A 19,695-nucleotide genomic window follows, 5' to 3' on the forward strand; every position below is an offset into this window, starting at 1 on the left:
AGTGCCCACTCTCCTAAGGATGGGCGTAAACCCGGCTCACGCCATCTGCGGCTAAGTTTTAGCTCTCATCGTCACCTAAAAACCCACCCGATTGGCGATTCCAGAGGCGGGCGTAAAGTCCATTGGCTGCTAATAATTGCTGATGGCTGCCCACTTCGACAATTTGCCCCTGATCCATCACCACCAAACGATCCATTTCAGCAATGGTAGATAAACGGTGGGCAATGGCGATCACGGTTTTATCTTGCATCAGCTCATTTAAGCTGTCTTGAATGGCCACTTCCACTTCAGAGTCCAGCGCACTGGTGGCTTCGTCTAGTAGCAAAATTGGCGCATCTTTGAGCATTACCCGAGCAATCGCAATACGTTGCCGCTGACCGCCAGATAGCTTAACGCCGCGATCGCCTACATGGGCCTCTAAACCTCTACGTCCTTGGGCATCGCTGAGCGACGGAATAAATTCTGCCGCTTGGGCTCGCTCAATCGCCTGTTGCAGCTGTTGCTCAGTGGCATCAGGGCGGCCATAAATAATATTGTCCCGCACCGAACGGTGCAGCAGCGAGGTATCTTGGGTCACCATGCCAATTTGTTGTCGCAGTGATTGCTGGGTAACCTTGGCAATATCTTGCCCATCAATCAAAACCTGCCCTGCATTCACTTCATAAAAGCGCAGCAAAATATTTACTAAGGTCGATTTACCAGCCCCTGAGCGCCCGACCAAGCCTATTTTTTCGCCTGGCTTGATTTGCAGATTAAAGTTATTTAGTAACGGTTTACCTTCCATGTATTGAAAGTCGACCTGCTTAAACTCGATCGCTCCTTGAGTCACTTTTAGCGGCTTAGCGTCCGCCGCATCTTGCAGCTTCACCGGCTGGCTAATGGTGTTCATACCATCTTGCACGGTACCTAGATTTTCAAACAGCATGGTGGCTTCCCACATAATCCAGTGTGATAAACCCACTAAACGCAGGGCCATAGCAATCGCTGCTGCGACTGCGCCCACACCAATTAGATCATGCTGCCAGAGATATAGACTCAGTGCTGCGGTACCACCCACTAACAACATATTAAGGCTATGATTGAGCAACTCTAAGTAGCTGACCCAGCGCATTTGGGCATGCACGGTGCCCATAAACTCTTGCATTGCTTGCTTGGCGTAGCTGGCCTCGCGGCCACCGTGGGAAAACAATTTTACTGTGGCAATATTTGAGTAGGCATCGGTAATGCGCCCGGTCATTAACGAGCGGGCATCGGCTTGATTGCGTGCTAGTTCAGCCATTTTCGGCACAAATACCCGCAGCACAATGCCAAATACAATTAACCAAGCTACAAAAGGTACCAATAACCAAGCATCAAAACTGAGCAAAATCACGCCAGTGGTTAAAAAGTAAATCACCACATACACCAGCATTTCGGCGCAAATCATAATGGTATCGCGCACCGCTAAGGCTGTTTGCATCACCTTGGCCGAGATCCGCCCTGCAAACTCTTCTTGATAAAACTGAATACTCTGGCTTAACAGTAGCTGGTGAAATTGCCAGCGCAAGCGCATCGGCAATACGCCCTGCAAAGTTTGAAAACGCACATTACTGGCAATTAATACCCAAAATGGGCTGAGGCAAATTAGCAATAGCATGGCCATCAGCGGACCACTTTTTTCAGCCCACAACTGCGTAGCGCCGTACTGATTCATCCAATCAACGACAACCCCCATCATCTGAAACAACACCGCTTCAAAGATGCCAAGGCCTGCGTTAAATAGTACTAACACCAACAGCCAAGGGCCTGCGCCTTTGGCGCACGCCTGAATAAAGTGGAAAATCGTTATTTGTTTAAGCCCAAAGGGTTCCTGTGGATAAGGATTAATCCGTCGCTCAAACCAGTCAAACCACGCCATAATTCACCTAGCTTATTTAGTTGGCAAAAATTATAACACTGCAGGTATGAGTGCTAGATGAATTCCTATCGCTTCAGTGCTTATAACCTAGTGTGTGCGCTTAACTGCGCCTAGCAATAAAGCTAAGCCGATGCTGTAGCCCGCATTAGTGCTCATGCTAAGCTGAGCACTGTTTCAAGTTATTGGTTATCTTCTAGGATCACACGTGCCCTTTATTGCCTGGCTGAAAGCCTTTCGTCCGTTGCACTTTGCCATAACCCCCAAACATGCCCTACGCGCCAGCTGTGGCGCCTTACTGGGCGTTAGTTGGGTCGTTGCAGTCAGCCAGTGGCTATTTGGCGCCGACGTTGCACTGCGTTTAGCCGCTCCAATTGGCGCCTCATCGGTTTTATTGTTTGTTACCGCCAACACACCTTTGGCTCATCCTTGGTCATTAATTGGCGGTAACTTAATCGCTGGTAGCATTGGATTAATTTGCGCTGTATTAATTGCAGATCCCGCCTTACGTGCCGGGCTCAGCATTGCCTTAGCCATCCTTGGCATGCTGTGTTTGCGGTGCTTGCATCCACCTAGTTGCGCTGTCGCTTTGGTCTTAGCCCTCAGCCCTAATCTGGTGGCGCAGTGGGGCTTCAGCATTCTTTGGGTGGTGCTCTGTAACTCGCTATTACTGTTGGCCTGTGCGCTGCTGTTTAATAATCTGACAGGACAGCCTTATCCCAAACTGGCAGCGCCAGCGGCGCCTGATCCCAATCGCTCGTTACCGAGCTGGCAACGCACTCAGTTACAACAGCAAGATTTAACCCAAGCACTGCAACAGCTAGGACACTACGTGGATGTGCGCATTGAAGATTTAGTCAATTTACTGCAACTCACTGAACAACAAGCTTTTAAACGGATGACCCAACAATTAACCGCAGCGGATTTAATGTCTTACCCTGTGCTGAGTATTACTGCAGAATCGAGCTTAGATCAGGCCTGGGAACTGATGCAGCCCCAGCAACTACAAGCCTTACCGGTCGTGCAGCAACAGCGGGTGGTGGGGATTATTACCCGCTATGACTTACTTAAGACTTTACTGCAACAACCCAAAACACCTAAGCGCTGGCTGAGTAAAACGCCGAAGACCTGTAGCGTGCAGCAAATTATGACTACCGAGGTCCTGTTTGCTAGGCCTGATACCCCTATTTTGCAGCTAGTAAAACAGATGACTGAACAACCACTGCATAGCCTGCCAATTGTCGATGCTGAGCAGCAACTGGTGGGTATACTCAGCCAAACAGATCTAATTGCGGGCCTCTATCGCTTGGTATTACAGCGGTGCCATATTGCCGCTTAACCCGGATGCCCATCAACTCTGGCACGGGTTAAAATCGGCAAGTACTGGATAAACCATAGACCCAATGCCAACAGCCATAATGCGCTGGCCAGCCACAGACCGATGGCGTAGTCCCAGTGAATCACTAGCACTCGGGCAATCACTGCTAGATTAAATAACACTAGGCTAACTAGAGTTAAGCGCCCGAGCTGCAAGGGACGTCCGGTATGACCTAAGCTAACCCGGGCCACCATCGCCAAAATCATATTGCTCATTGCGCCCACGGTAAAGGCATGCACCGCACTGCTGGGCGAGGCCATCCAACCCACTTGCCACAGCGCAAATAAACCACAGGCAATCACCAACCAGCCATAAGCCAGCTGCAGCGACCAGAGTAATGGCACGCGCCAAATTGCGCTGCGATACCAGCGGGCTAAACGGTAGCCATGACCCACTGCCAGCAGCAGCCAAATCAGTGCCAAATACCGCCCCAGCACGGCTGCAATTCCTGATAAATACAGCAAGCCTAAACCTAGGGTCAGTATTAATAAGGCATTATCGAGCCCAGCTGAACGGGGTAAAGCCTGAGTCAGTGCCAAGCCGCGCTGGGTGAAAAAAGGAATCACTCGCCCACCAATTAAGGTAATCATCGCCGCAATCAGCCACAGCCCGGCATAACTTGATTGCTGCACTAGCGCGGGTTGATCGTGGCTAATACCCCACATAAAGCTGCTATTTGCCGCTAATAACAGCAATAAGATCAATAACACTGGATAATTGCGTTGTTGTTTAGCGCTGATCAGTAACAGGCTCATCTGTAACAGCAAAGCCAACATAAACAAACTATCTAGCGCCACTAACCAGACTAAGGGTGCATTCAATAACCAGGCACCACGCGCCACCAACCAAATGGCAAATAAGCTTAATAGCGGCTGCCCCGATAAACTAGGCTGCCCGGTCCACGCTTGCACTGCGGTGAGTAAAAAGCCGCTAATAATTGCCACGGCAAACCCAAAAATCAGCTCGTGCTGATGCCAATTAAGCCACCCGCTAGCAGGTGTAAAATCGGCTAAATAACCATTGAGTGCTAACACCCATAAAGGTACGGCTAATGCGGCAAAGCCCATGCCAAATAGAAAAAATGGCCGAAAGGCTAAACGCCAAATAGGGGTAATAGTTAATCCTTGCTGACGATCGGTGATCTGCATGGGGCATCCTATAAGGCAATTACGCCTTTAACTGTTCGCGATACTTACATAAACCGGCTAAGGCCAAATCAATTTGCTGACGAATATTTTCCAGCTCACTGAGTTTACGATTAATTTCCTCACGTTTTATTTTCAATTGCCGCTGCATCTGCGTTTGGGTGAGTTCACGTGAATACAACAGCTGAACTAACTGCTTGATCTCTTTTAAAGTAAAACCTAAATCTTTGGCCTGATTGATCATATTTAAATGCAAAATCACCGACTCATCATACTGTCGATAGCCATTCTCGGTGCGTTTAGGCTCAGCAATTAAGCCTTGCTGCTCATAGAAACGAATGGTATCGCGGCTTAAGCCAGTTTTTTCAACAACTTGTTTAATTTGCATAAAATTCCTCTTGCGCTTGACCTTGGAGTACGCTCCAAGGTTTAGCATAGTAAGACTAGATGCATTTGAATAGTCACTTTTTGAGCAAAACACCATGAAAATACAATTTACAACAACCGATCAGGTGTCTTTAGCTGGGCAGCTGATTGAGGCTAAAGCAGCTAAAGCTGTTGTCCTCATTAACCCTGGTACCGCGACTAAGACCTCATTTTATCTGCCTTTTGCGCGGTTTTTAGCCGAGCAGGGCTACCATGTGTTGCTGTGGAATTACCGAGGTTGCTGCGAATCACGCACCGGCAGCATCAAACATAGCTCCTATCGTTATGCTGATATTGGTAACTACGATATTCCAGCGGCGATTAATCAGGCGAAGGCTCTATTTCCTGAGCTACCGCTATATTGCATTGGCCACAGCGCAGGCGGTCAGCAAATTGGCTTTACCGAAGCCAGCCAACAATTAGCTGGATTAGTTGCGGTAGCGGTCTCAGCGGGTCATATGCCGCATATGCCCTTAGGTTATCGCTTGCAAGCCAACTTATTCTTTAGAGTCATCGTACCGCTTAGCGTCCGCTTATGTGGCTATGTTCCGGCGAAAAAACTCAAGTTAATGGAAGATTTGCCCAGCCAGATGGCAATTGAGTGGGGCAACTGGTGCAAAGAAGACAGTATGTTTTTTTCGCCTAAATACTACGCTGAGGCGGTGCCTAATAGTATTTATCAACAACTGGGATTTCCGGTGCATGTTATTACCGCTTCGGATGATGAAATCTCCACCCCGAAAAACACCGAAAACCTCTGGAAACATATCCACAGTCAACACGGTATTAGCTTTAAAAACTACGATGCAGCCAGCAGCCCCAAACGGGCAATCGGTCATTTTGGCTACTTTAGAAAGGCCAATCAGCATATTTGGCAGGATATTTTTCAGCAGCTACAAGAGTTTCAGCAGCGCTAGCTTTCTAGCGCTTGCTCCTCTTGTCTTTCTGGCAGTGCAAATACTAAATCAAAGCCCCAGGTGAAGATAAAAGTATAGAACAAGAAGAAAATTAGAATGGTGGCTTCCATAACTAACGCACGCAGCGGCCCTACCTGATACCACCACATGTACAACGGAATGGTCAGCAGCATCAGTCCCAACTCAAATAAGCTGGCATGGGCAATACGAATTGCCACGGTGCGTTCGGGATAATTACGGGTGCTCTCCCACCATTCAAACAAACTGTTAAAAATGTAGTTCCACACCACTGCTATCACCGATACTGCCACCGCAACCGGCAATGACTCTTGGGCATCGCCGCCGCTTAACAGCATCAGTAACAATGTGGATAACAGAATCGCGAAGGCTTCAAATAACGCCACATACACTATGCGGCGAGTCACAGGACGTAAATAAATCATCATTCACTCGGCTCAAAGAATAAGTTCCAAGAACCGGCCCGCCCCGGCTAATTTGCAACGCCCCACACAGGGCAAAACTAGGCCACGGTTTCCGCCTAGGTGGGGGATTGTAACACTACTAAGCCTTTGCTCATCACAACACTGACTTTTCTAGCGAGTGGTTAAGTGTCTGAGAAAATCAGGCCTTATCATTGCTCAATGGTTTTGGTATCGGCTCAACTGACTCATGGTCGTCAGTTCCGCAAGTTAAATATTTCAGATGATTATAGCTGCTAGGTCATTGAACAGCTTGTACCCCTATCGAACTCTGGCCATACGCACATCCAATATGTTCTATTCCATCTACTGTTATCTAGCTACCAAACAACTGAGTAAATTCTTTTAATGCGTAACTATTGTTGTTTTTTCGCCATACCAAAACAGTATTTAGTATTTCTAGATCAATCACACTAAGACCCATCCTCTGCGGCTGTAGATCAAGTACCGATTTAGGTAAAATTCCTACACAAGAACCAGCTGCAACACTAGCAATAATTCCATGGTAAGAGCCAAGCTCCTGTACCATTAAGGACTGGTTAGCAAAAACCTTGGTCTGAGCATAGTCTCGATAACTACAACCCTCACCAAAGCATGCTAAACGCAATTTAGTTAACTCACGTACTTCCAGATGTCTATATCGTTCCGGAACTATCAACAGAAGCTGTTCAGAAAATGCTTGTTTAACCATTAAGTTACTTGGCAATTTCTCCTCACTCCCTAATGCAATAAACGCACAATCCAAGCTATAGTCACAAATACGCTCCAGCAATCGTCGACTGGGTGCAGTACTGACCCTAAGTGATACCTTATCCCAACGCCGCTGAAATCCTGCTAACAATGCAGGTAAACGACTGGCAGCTGTTGCTTCCATTGAGCCTATATGCAACTCGCCACAAGGCTCTACTGGATGAAGTGCTTGCTTTGCTTCTTTAGCCAAAGCCAGCATTTGTTCACAGTAACCTAGAAAAGACTTTCCCTCGCGAGTTAAGCGTATTTGCTTACTATCACGCAGTAATAATGTAACACCTAGCTGTCTCTCCAACTGTTGAATGCGTGTACTAACATTTGACTGAGCACGATTTAACCGCTTAGCAGCCCCAGTAATACTTAACTCATAAGCAACAGTACAAAATATTTCAAGATTTAGTAAATCCATACCTCAGAACCCCCCATCTCAAAAACAGAATACTCTTGATTAAAAAATCTTTAATCAAGATGATCATACTGATTTTTTAATCAATTACTCAATATTGGAGATAAATCATGAGTACTAACCCGTTAATCAAAGCATTAGCTATTGAACTGCCTATTATCCAAGCACCAATGGCTGGGGTTGGAACAACGGCATTAGCAGTAGCTGTATCTGAAGCGGGTGGTTTAGGCTCGTTAGCTCTAGGTAACGCAAGTGTAGATACTGCTCGAAAAAAAATTAGACAAATAAAAGCTGCAACCCAAAAAAAATTTAATGTGAACTTCTTCTGCCATCAACCTGCGGTAGCTAATCCAGCAAAAGAGCAACGCTGGATTGAGCACTTTACTCCCCACTTCACCGATTTTTCTAGCACTCCTCCTCAACGCTTAGAATGCGATTATCAATCGTTTATTGAAAACTCAAAAATGCTAGCTATGCTACTCGAAGAACGCCCACCCGTTGTTAGCTTTCACTTTGGTTTACCCAGTAAGACCACTATTAATGCCTTAAAAGAAGCTGGTATTTACTTATTAGCCTGTGCAACATCTTTAAAAGAAGCGCTCATGATTGAACAAGCTGGGTTAGATGCAATTATTGCTCAAGGCTATGAGGCTGGCGGACATCGTGGGATTTTTGATGCGAATCAAGATTTGCAACTTGGCTTACCCTGTTTGCTACAAATTTTAAAGCAACACTGCAAATTACCTATAGTCGCTACTGGTGGCATTATGAACGGTTCTTCTATTGCAAGCACCATGCTGCTAGGCGCTAGTGCAGCACAATTAGGTACAGCTTTTCTGCTATGCCCAGAATCAGCCACTAATGCCTCATATCGCGCCAACTTGAAAAGTAATCAAACCTACACCACAAAAATTACGTCTTATATTTCGGGCAGACCCGCACGCGGATTAGCAAATCGGTTCTATACTCTGCCAGAGCAACTAGCAACTGATTTACCTGATTACCCTATAGCTTATAGTTTAGGAAAGGCCTTAGGTGCTGCCGCAAATACGGTTGACTGTATTGATTTTTCAGCTCACTGGGCTGGGCAAGCCGTTCCTTTGATTCGTGAAATGCCAGCAGCATTACTAGTAAAAACGCTTGAGCAAGAACGTCTGATAGCACTACAAAACAGATCTTAATATAACCCAGCTAAAGAGACTAATAACCTGTTCTCTTTAGCTGTTTTTCTTGCCAAGAAGAATATCGATTATGCCTAAACCTTCAATGTTTCGAGTAATTTTTGCCTGTGCTACCTTATTACTTGTAGTCCATACACTGGGACGATTTATTTACACTCCACTCATGCCTTGGCTGATAAAAGATAATCTATTCAGTTTGCAACAAGGGTCAATTATCGTCACATGGAACTACTTAGGTTACCTGCTAGGTGCTATAGCAGCGATTTACTGGAGCTCTCTAAGTCATATCCAAAGAATTTTACCTTGGGCTATCACTATTAGTGTTCTCTCGACTTTGTTGCAAACGCAAGCTGATAACACAACAAAACTTACAGTCCTCCGCTTAATAAATGGCATTACCAATGGGTTGGTTTTTGTACAAGCCCCTTCACTGGTTTTAGAATGGTTAAGTCATCATAAACGCCCACATTTAAGTGGATTGGTTTACTTAGGCGTGAGCATAGGGTTAATACTTTCAAGTTTATTAGTCTTTTTAACATCTAGTTTTTTAAATGGTGCCGAACGCTGGTGGCCAGCAGCCATTATCGCAATACCATTAGCCAGTTGGGGATATATTCAGTTATCCAGGATAGATATCCAGAGCATTAAAAAAGGAGATACCAATAAACTAATTAAGCCCAGCCAAACACCTTTAATCGATTATGCTAGCGCGCCACTTTTTTTATCCTATGCAGGAGCGGGTTTAGGCTATATTTTACCTATGACCTACCTCCCAACACTTGCGTCAACAGGACTGTCTGAACATAGTTTATTAACAAACGGCAGCTGGCTAATTTTGGCTTTAGCTACTCTTCCATCCCCTTGGATATGGAATAAAGCTGGCAACTATTTGGGAGATGTACAAGCTTTACGCCTAAACTATTTAGTGCAGTTTTTGGGTGTAATCGCAGTTTTATACTTACCACTCCCAATAGGCCTAACAGTGTGTGCTCTTTTAGTGGGTAATACTTTTCTTGGGACAGTACTGCTTACACAACGTCTAGCACGCACTCTACACCCTCACCAAGCACCGAGACTTTCAGCGGCTTTAGTGGCTCTTTATAGCCTAACTCAACTAGTAGGTCCTTGGATAACTAGCCTTTGGTTAAAAAATAATGGTTCTTTATTATTAGCCTTCAATCTAAGTGCTGCCTCGTTATTTTGGGGGTTGATCACTTCTTTATTAATTACTCAAAAAACCAGTAGCTAAATTAGTGTCTAGTACTAAAACAGAGTTACACTATTTTAATTAAGAGCTAGATCATGCGGCTTACCAATAAGACTTTCATGTTTAAGCACTCCGTTAATCCACTCAGTTAGCGCATTTTGGTAACAATCATAGTCTTAAATCATAAGGCATCGTACGCCATATTTTGTATACAATGCATAATAAACTTTAGAGTATACACCCCACGATCAGAGCGTTGAATCAGAAGTTGACTGCTACGTTTATTTTTTAACACCTTAGCGGAGTTCAGGTTTGATGCATCTCATAACCAACAGCTTTGCTCGAATAAACATTAGTGGACACGCTAAAATAGGCCTCTCCCTAACAGGCAGGAAGGTAAATAATATTAGCTACCCATATCTACTCAGGCTTACTGGACTACATCTTTTCAGTAAATTAGGATGTTTATAAAAGCAAGATGACGAATACCTGCTTGTTCTGCAAGCTCAAGGGGGTCTTCTAACCTGAGAGGATATTGCTCACGTATATCGGTAGCGAATGGGTTCCAGTCAAACAAAAAGAAAGCTGCTAACTCTAAATCTGAAAGCAGGTGGTGGGTACGCTGCGTTTGAAATCCCCAGATACGATGGGAGCGGCCAGAAGAGGGGAAATCTCTGACCGTTAGCCAAGGTTGATAGTCTTTACCGGAGCCAGCTCCACGCCCTTGTTTTATCCATTTCAAAGAACGTGAGTCAAGTGTGCTGCTTGTCATGCTCCACACCTCAATTTTGAGCATTAAATGTATGGAGCAAAGTTACCAACTTTATTGTCACGCCACAACACCACAAAACAGCATAAAAATCTCCTACTCCACCGTGACACTTTTGGCCAAGTTTCTTGGCTGGTCGACATCAGTGCCTTTAATCACGGCAACGTGGTACGACAGTAATTGCAAAGGAATAGTGTAGAGAATAGGCGCCAGTACTGGATGAATGCTGGGCATATTGATCTGCAGGGTGTTGGGTTCATTAGCGAGTTGGGTGCTGGCGTCGGCGAAAATCACCAGCTCACCGCCCCGAGCGCGAACTTCTTGCAGGTTGGACTTTAGCTTTTCTAACAGCTGATTATTGGGCGCTACCGTAACGACGGGCATAGTGCTATCGACCAGCGCCAGTGGGCCATGCTTTAACTCACCCGCTGGATAAGCTTCGGCATGGATATAAGAAATCTCTTTTAATTTCAGCGCTCCCTCTAAAGCAATCGGAAACTGCTCACCACGCCCTAAGAACAAACAGTGCTGTTTATCGGCAAACAGCGCTGATAATTGCTCAATTTCACCATTTAAGGCCAACGCTTCGTACAGCTTACTGGGTAGTTGGTGCAGCTCTTCGACGATTTCCTGCTCTTGCTCAGACAATAAACTGCCACGCGCACGGCCAATGGCTAAGGTAAGCAACAATAAGCCAACTAACTGCGTGGTAAAGGCTTTAGTGGAAGCCACACCAATTTCCGGACCGGCTTTTGTCAGTAAGGCCAAATCTGACTCACGCACTAAGGAGCTGCTCGCGACGTTACAAATCGTTAAGCTAGCCAAATAATGGGCTGAATCTAAATGGCGCAGGGCGGCCAAAGTATCCGCCGTTTCGCCCGACTGCGAAATACTCACAAATAAGGTATCCGGCTGTACCGCTACCTTACGATATCTAAACTCGCTGGCCACCTCGACTTGGCACGGGGTATTGGTTAATTCTTCTAACCAATACTTAGCCACTAATCCCGCGTGGTAACTGGTACCACAGGCGACAATTTGAATGTTTTTCACCCTAGAGAAAATCTGCTCCGCCCTTGCGCCAAAGCATCCTGTCTGCACCTGGGTTGCGCTGATTCGCTCAGCCAATGCTTGCTGCACCACCTTGGGCTGCTCATCTATTTCTTTTAGCATAAAGTGCCGATAACTGCCCTTTTCTGCTGCTTCCGCCGTCTCTTGTGCCTGCTCAATTGGGCGCTGTACTGAGCTAAAACTTTCATCCCAAATTTGATAGGACTCTTGCCTAATTTCGGCGATATCGCCTTCTGCCAAGTAAACAAAGCGATCAGTGACTTGGCGCAGCGCCAGCGGATCAGAGGCAATAAAGTGCTCGCCAATTCCCACCCCAATCACCAACGGACTGCCGCTGCGGGTGGCTAAAATTCGATCCGGTTGATCACTACTAATCACAGCTAAACCATAGGCGCCATGCAAACGTGGCAAGGCCTGTTGCAGTGCACTACGTAAATCAGGGGTGGACTGGCTTAAATAGTGCAATAAATGAGCGATGGTTTCAGTATCGGTCTCAGAACTAAAAACATAGCCCAAAGCTTCTAGCTCGGAGCGCAACTGAGCATGATTTTCAATAATCCCGTTATGTACCACCGCAATACTGGGCTGCGAGGAGGCTCTTGAAGTGTGGGGATGAGCATTAGCTTCACTAGGAATCCCGTGCGTGGCCCAACGTGTGTGGGCAATGCCCAGCTGGCCAATTAAAGGCTCGGTATCTAGGGCATGGGCTAATTCCGCCACCTTGCCCACACGCCGACAACGTTCAAGCCCGCGCTCTGTTATCAGCGCCACACCTGCACTGTCATAGCCGCGGTACTCTAGTCGTTTTAAACCTTCAATTAAAATTGCAGCAACTGGACGCTGTGCAATAGCTCCAACAATTCCACACATATTGGCCCCATTAGGTATTGATTCGATACGCGATTTGCGCCGCATAATTATGCGGTAAAAGAGTGAAATTTCGCTTTTTCAGTTCAAAAAAAATGTAAAAAAATTAGATAACGGCAAACTCTGTGCCCGAAGCCCGGCAGCCTTTGCCGTGACTGCTAAGCTGGCGTATGATCAAGGCATTATTCGCCACTACCCAAGGCGGCCTTAGCAGCTTTATGCTGTCGCGGACATCCCGCCCACAGCCATAACTGTGCTTAATCCTGTTTGAATTATTTTTGCTGGAAACCGTCATGCCTAATTATCGCTCTAAAACTTCTACGTTCGGCCGCAATATGGCCGGTGCCCGTGCTCTGTGGCGCGCCACCGGAATGAAAGATGAAGACTTTCAAAAACCAATTATTGCTGTTGCCAACTCCTTTACCCAGTTTGTACCAGGACACGTGCACCTAAAAGATATGGGCCAATTAGTCGCACGTGAAATCGAACGGGCCGGCGGTGTTGCTAAAGAATTCAACACCATTGCGGTGGATGATGGAATTGCCATGGGTCACGATGGCATGCTGTACTCGCTTCCCAGCCGGGAAATCATCGCAGACTCAGTGGAATACATGGTCAATGCCCACTGCGCCGATGCTTTAGTCTGTATTTCTAACTGCGATAAAATCACCCCCGGTATGCTAATGGCTGCCCTGCGCCTGAATATTCCTGTGGTGTTTGTTTCAGGCGGCCCCATGGAAGCGGGTAAAACCAAACTAGCTAATCACGGCTTAGATCTAGTAGATGCCATGGTGGCAGCCGCAGATGATAGTTTCTCTGATGAGAAAGTTGCCGAGTACGAGCGTAGCGCCTGCCCAACCTGCGGCTCTTGCTCGGGTATGTTTACCGCTAACTCAATGAACTGCCTCACTGAAGCCTTGGGTTTATCACTACCGGGCAATGGTTCGATGCTCGCCACCCACGCTGACCGCGAGCAGCTATTTTTACAAGCGGGCCGCACCATTGTGGAACTGTGCAAACAGTATTACGAGCACAATAACGAAGCAGTACTACCACGCAGCATTGCTAACTTTAAAGCCTTCGAAAATGCCATGACGCTCGACATTGCCATGGGTGGTTCTACTAATACCATTTTGCACTTATTAGCTGCAGCCCAAGAAGCAGGCGTTGATTTTGATTTGCGTGATATTGATCGTCTGTCACGCCATGTACCACAGTTGTGTAAAGTAGCGCCGAATATTCAGAAATATCACATGGAAGACGTGCACCGTGCGGGTGGTATCTTCAGTATTTTAGGTTCCCTCGCCCGTGGTGGTTTGTTACATACCGATGTTTCAACCGTACATGCCCCTACCATGGCTGATGCGATTGCCCAGTGGGATATTACCCAAACCACTGATCCAGCAGTGCACACCTTCTTTAAGGCAGGCCCTGCGGGTATTCCAACCCAAACCGCCTTTAGCCAAGCTACTCGCTGGGACTCTTTAGACGATGACCGCGAGCAAGGCTGTATTCGTAGCGTAGAACATGCTTACTCCAGTGAAGGCGGTTTAGCCGTGTTATACGGCAATATCGCCGAAGATGGCTGCGTAGTTAAAACCGCTGGAGTTGATGAATCAATCCATGTCTTTGAGGGCAGCGCGAAAATCTTTGAAAGCCAAGATTCTGCAGTAAAAGGCATTTTGGCCGATGAAGTAAAAGCCGGCGATATCGTGATTATTCGCTACGAAGGCCCTAAAGGTGGCCCGGGCATGCAAGAGATGCTTTACCCAACCTCTTACCTAAAATCTAAAGGCTTAGGTAAGGAATGCGCTCTGTTAACCGATGGCCGTTTCTCTGGCGGTACTTCAGGTTTATCCATTGGCCACGCCTCACCTGAAGCAGCTTCAGGCGGTGCGATTGGTTTAGTGCAAGAAGGCGATAAAATCCTGATTGATATCCCTAACCGCAGCATCAACCTGCTGATCAGCGATGAAGAGTTGGCCGCGCGCCGCGTGGAGCAAGATAAAAAAGGCTGGAAACCGGTCGAGCAGCGCACCCGTAAAGTCACCTCAGCGCTCAAAGCCTACGCCATGCTCGCCACTAGCGCCGACAAAGGTGCCGTGCGTGATACCAAGCTGTTAGATGAGTTGATGTAAAACTAATAAGGGGTTCCTTTCACCCGAAAAACCGGTAGCTCATCAGCTGCCGGTTTTTATTTCACTAAATTCTTATTTGAGAATAATTATTATTTACATTATATTTCACGCGCCCAAAGTCCTCTGTGAATTATAATGAAATACTTTTATCTGCCCTTCAGTTTACTTGCTGGTCTCAGTCCACTCTATGCACAAGCTGATCAGCTTACCGATTCGAACCAATCCACCACGGCTATTACCTTAAACAAGGAAACCGTTATTGCTGCGCCCGAGCCAGTTGGTGTTGTAACTTTTGATCGGAAAATGCTAGAGCACTTACCCGCAGGCAACGGTGACCTCACTAGCGTGCTAAAGCTACACCCCAATGTGCAGTTTGATAATGCACACCTCAGCAGCAAAACACCTGGAGAAATAGCTCCAGCCAATATCAGTATTAATGGGGCACAGTTTTATCAAAACTCATTTTTACTTGATGGCATCAGTATGAATAATGATTTAGATCCTGCTGAGCAAAATTCTAACCGCGCTAATACTGCACCAGGGCGTAGTCAAGGTTTAGCCGTAGATACTGATTTAATTGAGCAAATCACTGTTTATGACTCTAACGTGCCCGCCTCTTATGGTCATTTTACCGGGGGAGTAATCGAGGCAAAAACTCGGGCTCCTAGCCAAGACTTTCAAGGAAAAATTTCTGCACAGATGAGCCGCTCTTCTTGGACTCAATATCATATTCACGCTGCTGAGAAAGAGTCTTTTGCTCTATCAAGTAGTGCAGATAATCAGCCTGAGTTTGTTAAATACACTCTACGTGCCACACTTGAAGGACATCTCACTGATAACTTTGGGTTGCTTGCAAGCTTTAATCAAAAAAACTCTAAAATTCCGTTAGGTTTATACTCACCACATCATGTCGAAACCATGGGCTATCAGAAACAAACTCAACGTCGGCAAATAGATAACTACTTTCTTAAAGGTCTTTGGCAAGTACAAGATAACTTAAGCCTTGAGTTTAGCAGCGCCTATGCTCCTGAAGAAAACAGCTATTTTGCAGCCAATACCTATCACTCTGGGGTTAAAACCAAAGCCGGCGGTTATCAGCATGCAATTAAAGCTCTGTTAGATACAGACTCAGCGCAGATTGAACAAAATTTTGCTTATGGTCGCTTAGAGCAATCTCGGGACTCCGACCAAGATGACTTTTTTAACTGGCGCAAGTCCACCAGTAAGTTTTGGGGTACCGGTTCTAGCGCCAGTGCCATGTCCCTAGAAGGTGGCTTCGGTGACATTAAACAGCAGCAAGAAAGCTATCAGTATAATCTTGCCATCAATTGGCATCCTCTAGATCTAGGGCAATGGAGCCATAGCCTGAGCCTAGGTCTTGATACCAGCTGGAAAAAGAATAACTACCAGCGGCTCACTGAAAATAGTACCTATGTTTCTCCTAAAGCAACCAATAGCTGCCACAAAACAGATGGCTCTATGGATCATGCTTGCGCCCTAGGCGCTACGGTTAATGGTTGGCAAGGACAATACGCCAGCACGCGCACTCGCTTTATTGAAGGTGAATTTAGTTTTAATCAGTATGAACTCGGTGCGTTTATTGAAAACACAATGCAATACCAACAATTTAGCGCTCGAGCAGGCATTCGCTTCGATCATGACAACTACATGAAAAAAACAACCGTTGCTCCACGCTTGTTACTTAGCTATGACCTGCTTGGTAATAATCAAACTATTATTTCAACGGGGGCCAACCGTTATTATGGCCGCAACATCACCAGCTGGCGGCTACGTGACGGCCTGAATCGATTACGTTTTACTGATACACGTAAAGATCTTAATACGCCATGGACCACCATCGCTCAAGGACTTAATAGCACTCAATTTAATCAGCTCGATATTCCCTATGATGATGAGCTGACCCTTGGTTTAACTCACCACTACTCAGGTATTAAATGGGCTTTTAATTACGTCTATCGTGAAGGCAAAGATCAGGTCATCGAAGTAAAAGGAAAAACGTTAGGACAAACTAATGCGCAAGACCCAACCTTGTCGAATAACTTCACCACCTATACCAATGGCGGGCACAGTCGCACTGAAACCTATACCTTAACTGCTCAACCAGAACAGGCTTGGCAATTAGGCGCAACCCAGACACAGTTTTTACTGGCATTAGATTGGAGTAAAAGCAAATCCTCGGCGCCGGCTTACAACGAATCAGGGATTACTGATAGCTACATTGAAAATCCTTATATTCAATATGATGGAAAATTTATCCGTTATGCTGATCGACCCGCTGATAACTATCACCGCCCATGGACTGCGCGTTTAAATACGCTAACTCAGATTGAACCTTACCATCTCTCGATTAACAATTTTTTTAGATACCGTGCCGGTTATAGCAAAACTGAAAACAGCGGCAAAAAAACCGAGTATCAAGGAAAAACCGTCAATATCTGGGAGAGAACGCGTTATGCCAATGCGTGGTCTTGGGATATGCGCCTAAGTTGGGAGCTACCCTTAACTAATAATCAAGCTCCCTTTATTAATCTAGATATTTTTAATGTGTTAAATCGAAAAATTGCCACTACCACCAGTAACGTATTAGGAGAATCCATCCCCACTTACGAAGCCGGGAGACAATTTTGGCTAGAAGTAGGGTATAAGTTTTAAATATGCGTATTCTCTTACTCTGTGGCTACTTGCTGAGCTTTTCCCACTGGGCCTTAGCTTTAACGCCTGAACAATTACAACAAGCTGACCAATATCTTGCGTCTATTAATAGCTGGCCTGCTCCCCATACTGATCCAGCAGTGCAATGGCAAGAGCTATCAGCACTCAACTCCCCACTGCCAAAAGTTTCGGCGCAAGAAAAAGCACGAATTGCACTAGGTAAACAACTATTTTTTGACCCCTTACTTTCCAAAAATAAAGATATTTCATGCGCCAACTGTCATCTGCCTGAACACGCATTTAGTGATGGGAAAAAAGTTTCAACTGGTCATTTGAATCGTCAAGGTCATCGCAACTCCCCAAGCATTTTAACCAGTGGATTAAGCCAACAGTTGTTTTGGGATGGTCGTAGTCCCAACCTAACAGATCAAGCTCTGCACCCTATTCAAGACCCAGTAGAAATGGGTTTTTCAATTAATCAGTTAATCCAACGCTTAAACCAACACCCAACATATCCTCAACAATTTAAACGTGTCCTCCAACAAGAAACTATTAATCAACAACAACTAGCTAATCTATTAGCCAGCTTTCAAGCAAGTCTTTTAACCACTATCAATACGCCATTTGAACGCTTTATGCGTGGTGATCACACCGCTCTAACAGTCTCTGAGCGGTATGGCTTACATCTTTTTAGGACTAAAGCTCGCTGCATGAATTGTCACTTTGGCCCAGCTCTTTCTGATCAGCAGTTTCACAACTTAGGTTTGACCTATTACCAACGCTACTATGAAGATTTAGGTCGCTTTCATGTGACAAATAACCCACAAGACATCGGTAAATTCAAAACGCCGTCGCTGCGTTTAGTCAGTCATACCGGGCCTTGGATGCATAACGGTTTATTTCCTAAACTTGAGGGTGTTATCAATATGTACAACGCAGGCATGTTTCACCCCCAGCCTAAAAATGCGCGTCAAGCTGCTGATCCTTTTTTTCCGACAACCGATCCATTACTGCAACCGTTAGAGCTAACTTTGGCAGAGAAAGATTACCTCTTACAGTTTTTAAAAACGCTATAGCTCACGGCCTAAATTTGTTATAACTCTTGCTCTTTATTAGCCCGTGACCTGCCATGCAAGCTCTTCGCCGCCTCCAACAAGACTTTAGCTTTTCTAGCCTAGTGGCTGGGTTTATTGCGGTGCTAACCGGTTATAGCAGCGCGGCGGTGATTGTGTTTCAGGCGGCGGAAGCAGCGGGCGCGAGTAATAGTCAAATTAGCTCATGGATGTGGGCCTTAGGTATTAGCATGGGGCTGACGACCCTTGGCTTATCTTTGCGTTACAAGATGCCCATTATCACCGCTTGGTCAACACCAGGTGCGGCGCTGTTGGTCACTAGCCTGCCTGGCCTCAGTATGTCGCAAGCCATTGGGGCATTTTTGTTTTCTGCATTGCTAATTACCCTTTTCGGCGTTACCGGGTTATTTGCACGCTTAATGCATAAGATTCCGGCGTCACTGGCGGCAGCGATGCTCGCTGGAATTTTACTGCAATTTGGCCTCAACTTATTTATCAGTCTTGAGCAACAACTCCTGCTTCCGTTGGCCATGATGGCGACCTACTTAATCAGTAAACGCTACCTACCGCGCTACGCCATCGCGTTAAGTTTAGTACTCGGAATCGTACTAGCTGCCGCGCAACAACAAGTGCAGCTAGCGCAATTAACTCTCACCTGGGGCAAGCCGGAATGGATAACGCCTGAGCTACACTGGGCCAGCTTATTAAGCGTAGGACTGCCACTATTTATCGTCACTATGGCCTCGCAAAACTTACCAGGAGTTGCAGTGCTACAGTCTGCCGGCTATCGCCCACCCGTTTCAGCGATTGTAAGCTGGACCGGCTTAAGCAATCTATTACTGGCGCCCTTTGGTGCTTATGCTCTTAACTTAGCCGCTATTAGTGCTGCAGTTTGCACCAGCCAAGAAGCCCACGATGACCCTAGTAAACGTTATATGGCCGGCGTATTTGCTGGCTTATTTTATTTAACGCTAGGCATTTTAGGCGGCACGGTGGCCGGACTTTTCGCTGCCTTGCCTAAAGTACTGGTGATGGTAATTGCCGGCTTAGCTCTGCTCAATACCATTGCTAACGGCTTAGTCACTGCGCTACAACAAACCAGCGAGCGCGAAGCGGCAGCCGTTACTTTTTTACTCACTGCCTCAGGGATCACCTTATTTGGCATCGGCGCCGCCTTTTGGGGGTTAATCGCGGGAGTGATTACTTTGATCTGCCTTAAAGCAAAGGATTAACATTTACATTGACTGCTGTAACCTAAGCCGCTGCCCGTTATACTGTGTCACTCGTGCTAGCGCACCTCTCGCTGGCAGCTTTATTGAAT

The 19,695-nt window shown here is 46.2% G+C and carries 15 protein-coding genes; 8 read left to right on the forward strand and 7 right to left on the reverse strand.

Annotated features, from left to right (window positions below):
* Window positions 1-58 precede the first annotated feature (58 nt).
* On the reverse strand, window positions 59-1,897 hold the full coding sequence (locus AKN87_RS08520; RefSeq protein WP_053103153.1) for an ABC transporter ATP-binding protein: 1,839 nt from the start codon (window positions 1,895-1,897) through the stop codon (window positions 59-61).
* Window positions 1,898-2,102: 205 nt separating this feature from the next.
* Here AKN87_RS08520 and AKN87_RS08525 point away from each other — a divergent pair, with 205 nt between their 5' ends.
* Window positions 2,103-3,233: an HPP family protein gene (locus AKN87_RS08525; RefSeq protein ID WP_053103154.1), complete on the forward strand. Its 1,131-nt coding sequence runs from the start codon at window positions 2,103-2,105 to the stop codon at window positions 3,231-3,233.
* On the opposite strand, the gene AKN87_RS08530 is transcribed toward AKN87_RS08525, so the two are convergent.
* The gene (locus AKN87_RS08530) at window positions 3,230-4,420 is read right to left on the reverse strand and encodes an NnrS family protein (RefSeq protein WP_053103155.1); all 1,191 of its coding nucleotides are present in this window, start codon (window positions 4,418-4,420) and stop codon (window positions 3,230-3,232) included. The genes AKN87_RS08525 and AKN87_RS08530 overlap by 4 nt on opposite strands.
* A 19-nt stretch (window positions 4,421-4,439) precedes the next feature.
* Window positions 4,440-4,805: a MerR family transcriptional regulator gene (locus AKN87_RS08535; protein WP_053100723.1), complete on the reverse strand. Its 366-nt coding sequence runs from the start codon at window positions 4,803-4,805 to the stop codon at window positions 4,440-4,442.
* A gap of 94 nt (window positions 4,806-4,899) precedes the next feature.
* Here AKN87_RS08535 and AKN87_RS08540 point away from each other — a divergent pair, with 94 nt between their 5' ends.
* Window positions 4,900-5,760 carry an alpha/beta hydrolase family protein gene (locus tag AKN87_RS08540; protein WP_053103156.1) on the forward strand — a complete coding sequence of 287 codons (861 nt, stop codon included), beginning with the start codon at window positions 4,900-4,902 and terminating at the stop codon, window positions 5,758-5,760.
* Here the strand turns inward: AKN87_RS08540 and AKN87_RS08545 are convergent.
* Together AKN87_RS08545 and AKN87_RS08550 are read right to left on the reverse strand one after the other, a co-directional pair.
* Window positions 5,757-6,206, reverse strand: a complete 450-nt coding sequence (locus AKN87_RS08545) for a PACE efflux transporter (RefSeq protein WP_231692535.1) — start codon at window positions 6,204-6,206, stop codon at window positions 5,757-5,759. The two genes, AKN87_RS08540 and AKN87_RS08545, sit on opposite strands and share 4 nt — an antisense overlap.
* A gap of 349 nt (window positions 6,207-6,555) precedes the next feature.
* Window positions 6,556-7,398 (reverse strand): LysR family transcriptional regulator, encoded by an 843-nt coding sequence (locus tag AKN87_RS08550; RefSeq protein ID WP_053103157.1) that lies wholly within the window; start codon window positions 7,396-7,398, stop codon window positions 6,556-6,558.
* A 107-nt stretch (window positions 7,399-7,505) separates the two neighbouring features.
* On the opposite strand from AKN87_RS08550, the gene AKN87_RS08555 reads away from it, so the two are divergent.
* Together AKN87_RS08555 and AKN87_RS08560 are read left to right on the forward strand one after the other, a co-directional pair.
* Window positions 7,506-8,576 carry an NAD(P)H-dependent flavin oxidoreductase gene (locus tag AKN87_RS08555; RefSeq protein WP_053103158.1) on the forward strand — a complete coding sequence of 357 codons (1,071 nt, stop codon included), beginning with the start codon at window positions 7,506-7,508 and terminating at the stop codon, window positions 8,574-8,576.
* Between the two features lie 49 nt (window positions 8,577-8,625).
* Window positions 8,626-9,825 carry a YbfB/YjiJ family MFS transporter gene (locus AKN87_RS08560; RefSeq protein ID WP_173568166.1) on the forward strand — a complete coding sequence of 400 codons (1,200 nt, stop codon included), beginning with the start codon at window positions 8,626-8,628 and terminating at the stop codon, window positions 9,823-9,825.
* A gap of 406 nt (window positions 9,826-10,231) precedes the next feature.
* On the opposite strand, the gene AKN87_RS08565 is transcribed toward AKN87_RS08560, so the two are convergent.
* Both AKN87_RS08565 and glmS read right to left on the reverse strand, forming a co-directional pair.
* The gene (locus tag AKN87_RS08565; RefSeq protein WP_199533064.1) at window positions 10,232-10,555 is read right to left on the reverse strand and encodes a PDDEXK family nuclease; all 324 of its coding nucleotides are present in this window, start codon (window positions 10,553-10,555) and stop codon (window positions 10,232-10,234) included.
* A 93-nt stretch (window positions 10,556-10,648) separates the two neighbouring features.
* Entirely contained in the window at window positions 10,649-12,493 is a 1,845-nt protein-coding gene (glmS, locus tag AKN87_RS08570; RefSeq protein WP_053103160.1) for a glutamine--fructose-6-phosphate transaminase (isomerizing), read from the reverse strand.
* Window positions 12,494-12,783: 290 nt separating this feature from the next.
* Here glmS and ilvD point away from each other — a divergent pair, with 290 nt between their 5' ends.
* The 4 genes from ilvD to AKN87_RS08590 all read left to right on the forward strand — a co-directional run bounded on the left by ilvD (window position 12,784) and on the right by AKN87_RS08590 (window position 19,606).
* Window positions 12,784-14,628, forward strand: a complete 1,845-nt coding sequence (ilvD, locus tag AKN87_RS08575) for a dihydroxy-acid dehydratase (RefSeq protein WP_053103161.1) — start codon at window positions 12,784-12,786, stop codon at window positions 14,626-14,628.
* Window positions 14,629-14,763: 135 nt separating this feature from the next.
* A complete protein-coding gene (locus tag AKN87_RS08580) occupies window positions 14,764-17,301 on the forward strand; it encodes a TonB-dependent receptor plug domain-containing protein (RefSeq protein WP_053103162.1) in 2,538 nt (845 codons plus the stop codon).
* Between the two features lie 2 nt (window positions 17,302-17,303).
* Window positions 17,304-18,377 carry a cytochrome-c peroxidase gene (locus tag AKN87_RS08585; protein WP_053100733.1) on the forward strand — a complete coding sequence of 358 codons (1,074 nt, stop codon included), beginning with the start codon at window positions 17,304-17,306 and terminating at the stop codon, window positions 18,375-18,377.
* A gap of 53 nt (window positions 18,378-18,430) precedes the next feature.
* Window positions 18,431-19,606 carry a benzoate/H(+) symporter BenE family transporter gene (locus AKN87_RS08590; protein ID WP_053103163.1) on the forward strand — a complete coding sequence of 392 codons (1,176 nt, stop codon included), beginning with the start codon at window positions 18,431-18,433 and terminating at the stop codon, window positions 19,604-19,606.
* The last annotated feature ends 89 nt before the right edge of the window (window positions 19,607-19,695 follow it).

The sequence above is a fragment of the Thiopseudomonas alkaliphila genome, assembly GCF_001267175.1.
In the GTDB taxonomy this organism is placed as follows: Bacteria; Pseudomonadota; Gammaproteobacteria; order Pseudomonadales; family Pseudomonadaceae; genus Oblitimonas; species Oblitimonas alkaliphila.